We start from the raw sequence: 6,809 nt of genomic DNA on the forward strand, positions 1-6,809 counted from the left end.
ATGGCTGCCCGGCCGGCCATTCTCGCTTCCTTCGCTCTGGCGCTCGGCGCCTCGCAGGCGCTGGCAGAGGATTGCACACAGGCACGGGCGATCTATGCCGACCCGGCCGGTAGCTATGAGCTGCATTTCGAGCCGGTCGGTTCGGAAGCGGCGGTGACCAGCAATCATTTCAAGATCAGCGTGGCGGGCACCGAAGTGTCGCTCAACGGCGTCGTATTGCCGTCCGGCGAGCCGGAACGCCCGAACGGCATCGTCATGCACGATTGCCCGACGGGCGACGTGACCGGCGCCGACCTGGCGGCTTGCACCGTCTGGCAGGGACCGATCTACGCCGTCGACAACGCCGGCACGATCGGCTTGCTTCAGGCGGAAGATGCACCGGCCGCCCGGCAGATCCTGCTGCCGGATTTCGGTCCGTCGCTGCGCCAGTCGAGCGCCTGGGGCAAGGGAAAGGCGACGGCCGACAGTTCCGACGTCTTCCACTTCAAGGGATGCGCCGCATGAGTGGCGGCCGCGTCCTTCTCGTCACGGGCGGCAGCCGCGGCATCGGCGCCGCCGTCTGCCTGGCCGCGGCTTCGGAAGGCTGGCGGGTGGCGGTCAACTATGCCTCCCAGCAGCAAGCCGCCGAGGACATCGTCCACCAAATCACCGGGGCCGGCGGCTCGGCGATCGCCATTCATGGCGATGTCGGCTCCGAGGACGGGGTAAAGGCGATCTTTTCGGCCGTCGATGCCGCCTTCGGGCGGCTCGACGGGCTGGTCAACAATGCTGGCATTGTCGGCCCGCCGCAGCGAATCGACGAGATTTCGACGGAGCGGCTGGAGCGGATGTTTCGCGTCAACGTGACGGGCTCCATTCGCTGTGCGGCGGAGGCCGTACTCCGGATGTCGACGCGTCACGGCGGGCAGGGCGGCTCGATCGTCAACCTCTCCTCCGTCGCGGCTGTGCTGGGCGCACCGGGTCAGTATGTCGACTATGCGGCCGCTAAAGGCGCGATCGACAGCTTCACCGTCGGCCTCGCGCGCGAAGTGGCGTCCGAGGGCATCCGTGTGAATGCGGTCCGCCCGGGCATCATCGATACGGACATTCATGCGTCCGGCGGCCTGCCGGATCGAGCCCGCGACATGGCGCCGTCGATCCCGATGCAGCGCCCCGGCACGGCCGGGGAAGTGGCCGACGCAATTCTCTATCTCCTGTCGGATAAGGCGACTTATGTGACGGGGGCCATCCTCAATGTCAGCGGCGGGCGATGACCGCCCTTTCAAGATGACTACCCTCCCAGAAGGATTTTCAAATGGCTTATGATCTCATCGTTATCGGCAGCGGTCCCGGCGGCTATGTCTGCGCCATCAAGGCGGCGCAGCTGGGCATGAAGGTCGCCGTGGTCGAAAAGCGCAGCACCTATGGCGGCACCTGCCTCAATGTCGGCTGCATTCCCTCCAAGGCGCTGCTGCATGCTTCCGAGATGTTCCACTACGCCGCGCATGGTCTCGATGCGCTGGGCGTGGAGGTCGCAAGCCCCAAGCTCAACCTGCAGAAGATGCTCGCCCACAAGGACGCGACCGTTAAGGCGAATGTCGACGGCGTCTCCTTTCTCTTCAAGAAGAACAAGATCGACGGCTTCCAGGGCACCGGCAAGGTTCTCGGCCAGGGCAAGGTCTCCGTCACCAACGACAAAGGCGAGGAGCAGGTCCTCGAAGCGAAGAACATCGTCATCGCGACCGGCTCGGACGTTGCAGGCATTCCGGGCGTCGAGGTCGAATTCGACGAAAAGGTCATCATCTCCTCGACCGGCGCTCTGGAGTTGGAAAAGGTGCCGGCGAGCATGGTCGTGGTCGGCGGCGGCGTCATCGGCCTCGAGCTCGGCTCGGTCTGGGCGCGTCTCGGCGCCAAGGTGACCGTCGTCGAATTCCTCGATACGATCCTCGGCGGCATGGACGGCGAAGTCGCCAAGCAACTCCAGCGGATGCTGGCGAAGCAGGGTATCGACTTCAAGCTCGGAGCCAAGGTGACCGGCGTCGTGAAGTCTGCCGGTGGCGCGAAGGTGACCTTCGAACCGGTCAAGGGCGGCGAGGCGAGCACGCTCGAGGCGGAGGTGGTGCTGATCGCGACGGGCCGCAAGCCCTGCACGGATAACATGGGCCTTGCGAAGGCCGGCGTGGTCCTCGACTCGCGCGGCCGGGTCGAGATCGACCATCATTTCCAGACGAGCATCGCCGGTGTCTACGCGATCGGCGACGTGGTGCGCGGGCCGATGCTCGCCCACAAGGCGGAGGACGAAGGCGTGGCCGTCGCCGAGATCATCGCCGGACAGGCCGGCCATGTGAACTACGACGTCATTCCGGGGGTCGTCTACACGCAGCCGGAGGTCGCCTCCGTCGGCAAGACCGAGGAGGAACTGAAGGCCGCCGGCATCGCCTACAAGGTCGGCAAGTTTCCCTTCACCGCCAATGGCCGCGCCCGCGCCATGCTCCAGACTGATGGCTTCGTGAAGATCCTTGCGGACAAGGAGACCGACCGGGTGCTGGGCGGCCACATCATCGGCTTCGGCGCCGGCGAGATGATCCACGAAATTACCGTGCTGATGGAGTTCGGCGGATCGTCGGAGGATCTCGGCCGCACCTGCCATGCGCACCCGACCATGTCGGAAGCGGTGAAGGAAGCGGCGCTCTCCACCTTCTTCAAGCCGATCCACATGTGATTGGCTCCCATGTGACAATTGGCCCGGGGGCGACAAGCGGCCCCCCTGCTTTCAGCCTTCAAGCAGCGCAATCATGAATGCTCCACCGTGAGTCTGGGGCCGGGGCCACCGGCGACAACGAAAAGGATCGTGTTCATGAGACCTCGCAGCGTTGCCGTCCGCTTGCCCAACGCATGCCTGCCCGGAGCCAACTGGGCGGACTGCTATGAACTTCTCTTTCTGGGCGAACGGCTTACCGCGCATGAAGCGGCAAGGCGGGCGCTTGGAAGCGCGCCGCGCTGGATAAGCAGCCTCCTGGCCTTGCGCAACCGCCTTGTCGCGCCGCTCGGCCTCAAGGCCGCTGCCCCTGCCGGAGACGCCAGTCTCATCGGCGCCTTTCCGATCCTGCGCGAGAGCGAGCGTGAAGCGGTCCTCGGCTTCGACGACCGGCATCTGGATTTTCGCATCGTCGTGGAGGTGCGTGACGGGCCGGCCGATAGCCAGGTGATCGGGGTCACGACCCTTGTGCGGCGCAGGAACCTGTTCGGTTATCTCTATCTCGCCGCCGTCACGCCCTTTCACAAGGCGATCGTTCCGGCACTGCTCGCGCAACTGAACGAACCGGCGCCGCCGCCCGTCAGTGGACCGGCGTGAGGCTGAAGCCTTGCTGGCGAAGGAGCTCGACAAGTCCTTCCTTGCCCGGCAAGTGCAGCGCGCCAACGGCCATGAAGACGTTGCCCTCTCTCAGGATGGGTTGAGCCCGTACCGCCATGATCCTGTTGCGGTCGACGATGATCCGCTGCTCGAAATCGGCGTAGCCGAGATCGCCGGGCGAGATTTTCTCGGCCACCGACCGCATCATCGGCATGATCATGCCGGTGTCGCCGGCGAGATAGAGGTCGGTCATCGTCGCCAGCACATCATCGATCGTCTTGCCGAGCGCGAGTGTTTCTATCAGTGCCTTCAGATGCCACTCGACGGGAAGCGAATCCATCGCGGAAAGCTGCTCGACCAGGCTTTCCAACCCTTTCAGGGTCTTGCCCTGGCTGACGGCATCCTCGGCGAGCTTCTTGTCGAGGAAGGATGCGCCGGCCGCCTTGCGGGTGAACTCGCAGGCCGGCAGCGCGACGAAGCTGGCGATCATCCAGGGCTTCATCTTGGCGACCAGGGGCAGGGGAATGCCGCGCGCCTTGAGGCCGTTTTCGAGAAGCGCCCGATCCTTCGGCTCCAGGAAATCGTTGATCGTCCTGTTGTCGGCGAACATCGTGAGGTCGGGGCGCATCATGATGGCGGCGCTCGCCTTTCTCTCGTCGACGATCTCGTCGGATTCGACGACGACGGTCCGCGCCCCGGCATAGGCTTCGGCACCGCCGGCGGGCATCGCCAGCACGCGCGGATCGGTGACGTGCATGGTGCCGAGCAGGAAGGACGGCGCCAATCCTTGCCCTTCGATCTTCCACAGCAGACCCTTTCCGTTCGGCACTGCATCGGCCTCGCGTCGTATGGTGGCCAGGCGAACCGGATCGGACTGCTCCAGACCGGCGAGGATATTGGTGCCACCGCACTCGGCATCTTCCGCCGCCTCGGCCTCCGAGATCGAGAGCAGGGCGACGAGAAGGCTCGCAGCCGTCAGCACGTGAATGAGTGCGATCAGCCACAGCAGGCCGTCGGCCGCTTTGGCGGCAAGAGTGCGAACGGGTCCTGTAAGCGTCGTCATGGGTGTCGGTCCCCCGGGGCAAATGCACTTCGAACCCTACGCCCCCTCGGTCACGGGTTCCTTAACGCAGGTGGTTAACGGGCGAGCGCGTCGAATTTTAGAACGGGATCGGGAAAAGCGTGAGCGGTTTTCACGGACCCGAAATTCTACGCGCGCGGATGGGCGCGATCGTAGATCTCCAATAGACGTGCCGAGTCCACGCCCGTATAGACCTGCGTGGTCGAGAGGCTGGCATGGCCGAGCAGTTCCTGGATGGTGCGGAGGTCTCCGCCACCGGCGAGCAGATGGGTCGCGAAGGAATGCCGCAGTGCATGCGGCGTCGCCGAATCGGGCAGGCCGAGGGCGGAACGCAGCTTCTGCATCTCGCGCTGGATGATCGCCGGCTGGAGCTTGGCGCCACGGGCGCCGCGGAAGAGCGGCTCCCCGGGGCCGATATGATAGGGGCAGAGTTTCCTGTAGGTCGCCACCGCCTCCGTTGCCGCGGCAATCAGCGGGACGATCCGCGTCTTGTCGCCCTTGCCGGTGATGCGCAGCGACGCCGCCCCTGAAAAATCGTCCGGTGTCAGGGTTAGCGCTTCCGATATGCGCAGGCCGCATCCGTAGAGGAGCGTGAGCACGGCAGCGTTACGGGCGGCGATCCACGGCTCCTCGGCAAGCTGTGCATCGGCCGTCACGACTTTCAGGGCATCCCGGTCCGTCAAGGGTTTCGGCAGCGATTTCGGCTGTTTCGGCGATCGCACCGCGCCGGCGCCGGCGGCGTTGGCAAGGCCGTTTTTCTCCAGGTAGCGCAGGAACGAGCGCAGCCCCGCGAGCCCGCGCCCGAGCGTGCGCGCCCCCGCTCCGGCCTTGCGGCGCTGCGCGAGAAAGCCGCGCAGATCCGCGGGCCTCAGCGTGCGGATATCGGCGAGCCGCGGAGGCCCGGCGAGATGCCCGGTCAGGAAGGTCAGGAATTGCCGCGTGTCCCGCTCATAGGCCTCGACCGTCTTTCCGGACAGGCGGCGTTCTTCGGCAAGGCTCGCAAGCCACCGCTGACGCTCGTCCATCACCTCGGGGTGGCCTATCACAAGAAGTTCGTTCATTGTCGGTCCGGCGATCGTTCTCAGCTGTTTTCCAGTGCCGAGCATGTCGCGGAGCCCTTATGTTTTCGCTAACATCCTCTTGGAATTTGTCATTCTTCGATCATATTGAATTGCGATGTTCGGTCAGCAACCGCGGATGGGACCATGGCGAGACGTGATTCGGCGAGCGCGCTGGCGCATTTTGCAGGGGCAATTGCGCTGGTCTCGCAGGGCCGCCCCGGTCATATCGTCGACACGCTGATCGCCGAGCGCGGCCAGAAGATCGTTCGCCATCCTATGTGGCCGGTGATGCGGCCCTTTCTTCACACGCTGCTCAACTACCGCAAGGCGATCGAGTTCGCCAATTCCGTTGCCAACATGCCGGGCTTCCAGGCTTTCGAGCACTTGAGCTCGCTGCTCGCGCTCGACATCCGTGTCGACAAGGCCGAGCGGATCCCGGCGCAGGGCGGGTTTCTCCTCGTCAGCAACCACCCGACCGGCATCGCCGACGGCATTGCGGTCTTCGATCTCCTGAAGAGCCGCCGGCCGGATATGATGTTCTTCGCCAACCGCGACGCCATCCGCGTCAATCCGCGTTTCGTCGAGATGGTCATCCCGGTGGAGTGGCGCGAGGAATACAAGTCGAAGCTCAAGGCGCGCGAAACGTTGCAAGTCACCAACCGGGCCATTGAAGAGGGGAAGGCGACCGTGCTCTTTCCATCGGGCCGCATCGCTTACTGGGCCGAGGGGCGTCTCAACGAACGCCCCTGGAAAAGTTCCGCGGTCGGCTTTGCCCGCAAATATGGCCTGCCGATCCTGCCGGTGCATATGAGCGCGCGCAACTCCGGGCTGTTCTACTGGTTCGCCAAGTGGTCGACGGAACTGCGCGACATGACCGTTTTCCACGAGCTTCTGAACAAGAAGGGCGACCTTTTCGATTTTCGGGTCGGCAATCTTATCCCTCCGGAAGCGCTCGACGGCGACCCGATGGAGGTCACCCGTGCACTCGAGCGCCATACGATCTTCGAGCTTGCGCGCGATAGCGACGCCGTCTTCGATGCGCTGCCCCGTTGCGGCTGAGCCGAGGATGCGGCGCATGCTTCCGAAGAAACGAAAATCCGGACCTGATGGTTCTTGTTGCGCTGCAGATCGGCTAAGTGTTTGCCGAACACTACCGTTCGCTCCGGCCGGCTCGATAGACCACGAAGAGGAATGAACAAGGCCCCTCATCCGCCTTCCGGCACCTTCTCCCCGCTCGCGGGGAGAAGGACCCGCGGCCGCCGCCTAAGTCCCCTCGCCCCGCGTGCGGCAGGGCTGTCCGGGGAAAGTTCAGCCATAGACGAAAGCCATCTGG

General features: G+C 64.6%; 7 protein-coding genes. 5 read left to right on the forward strand and 2 right to left on the reverse strand.

Annotated features, from left to right (window positions below; genetic code table 11):
- The 4 genes from N181_RS11025 to N181_RS11040 all read left to right on the forward strand — a co-directional run bounded on the left by N181_RS11025 (nucleotide 1) and on the right by N181_RS11040 (nucleotide 3,334).
- Nucleotides 1–504, forward strand: coding sequence for a hypothetical protein (locus N181_RS11025; RefSeq protein ID WP_050984018.1), 504 nt, complete (start codon nucleotides 1–3; stop codon nucleotides 502–504).
- On the forward strand, nucleotides 501–1,253 hold the full coding sequence (locus N181_RS11030; RefSeq protein WP_037393736.1) for an SDR family oxidoreductase: 753 nt from the start codon (nucleotides 501–503) through the stop codon (nucleotides 1,251–1,253). Before N181_RS11025 ends, N181_RS11030 begins: the two co-directional genes overlap by 4 nt.
- A gap of 41 nt (nucleotides 1,254–1,294) precedes the next feature.
- Nucleotides 1,295–2,701: a dihydrolipoyl dehydrogenase gene (gene lpdA / locus N181_RS11035; protein WP_037393711.1), complete on the forward strand. Its 1,407-nt coding sequence runs from the start codon at nucleotides 1,295–1,297 to the stop codon at nucleotides 2,699–2,701.
- Between the two features lie 135 nt (nucleotides 2,702–2,836).
- Nucleotides 2,837–3,334, forward strand: a complete 498-nt coding sequence (locus tag N181_RS11040) for a DUF2867 domain-containing protein (RefSeq protein ID WP_014330046.1) — start codon at nucleotides 2,837–2,839, stop codon at nucleotides 3,332–3,334.
- On the opposite strand, the gene N181_RS11045 is transcribed toward N181_RS11040, so the two are convergent.
- Nucleotides 3,318–4,397, reverse strand: a complete 1,080-nt coding sequence (locus N181_RS11045) for a TraB/GumN family protein (RefSeq protein WP_014330045.1) — start codon at nucleotides 4,395–4,397, stop codon at nucleotides 3,318–3,320. The genes N181_RS11040 and N181_RS11045 overlap by 17 nt on opposite strands.
- A 146-nt stretch (nucleotides 4,398–4,543) precedes the next feature.
- The gene (locus N181_RS11050; RefSeq protein WP_037393732.1) at nucleotides 4,544–5,476 is read right to left on the reverse strand and encodes a tyrosine recombinase XerC; all 933 of its coding nucleotides are present in this window, start codon (nucleotides 5,474–5,476) and stop codon (nucleotides 4,544–4,546) included.
- Between the two features lie 144 nt (nucleotides 5,477–5,620).
- On the opposite strand from N181_RS11050, the gene N181_RS11055 reads away from it, so the two are divergent.
- Nucleotides 5,621–6,535, forward strand: coding sequence for a GNAT family N-acetyltransferase (locus N181_RS11055; RefSeq protein WP_037393703.1), 915 nt, complete (start codon nucleotides 5,621–5,623; stop codon nucleotides 6,533–6,535).
- Nucleotides 6,536–6,809 lie beyond the last annotated feature (274 nt).

The organism is Sinorhizobium fredii USDA 205 (genome assembly GCF_001461695.1).
Taxonomy (GTDB): Bacteria; Pseudomonadota; Alphaproteobacteria; order Rhizobiales; family Rhizobiaceae; genus Sinorhizobium; species Sinorhizobium fredii.

Coding starts and splice junctions, on each gene's coding strand:
- N181_RS11050 (WP_037393732.1), bottom strand. CDS start 5,476: ATGAACGAACTTCTTGTGATAGGCCACCCCGAGGTGATGGACGAGCGT.
- N181_RS11030 (WP_037393736.1), top strand. CDS start 501: ATGAGTGGCGGCCGCGTCCTTCTCGTCACGGGCGGCAGCCGCGGCATC.
- N181_RS11040 (WP_014330046.1), top strand. CDS start 2,837: ATGAGACCTCGCAGCGTTGCCGTCCGCTTGCCCAACGCATGCCTGCCC.
- N181_RS11045 (WP_014330045.1), bottom strand. CDS start 4,397: ATGACGACGCTTACAGGACCCGTTCGCACTCTTGCCGCCAAAGCGGCC.
- N181_RS11055 (WP_037393703.1), top strand. CDS start 5,621: ATGGCGAGACGTGATTCGGCGAGCGCGCTGGCGCATTTTGCAGGGGCA.
- lpdA (WP_037393711.1), top strand. CDS start 1,295: ATGGCTTATGATCTCATCGTTATCGGCAGCGGTCCCGGCGGCTATGTC.
- N181_RS11025 (WP_050984018.1), top strand. CDS start 1: ATGGCTGCCCGGCCGGCCATTCTCGCTTCCTTCGCTCTGGCGCTCGGC.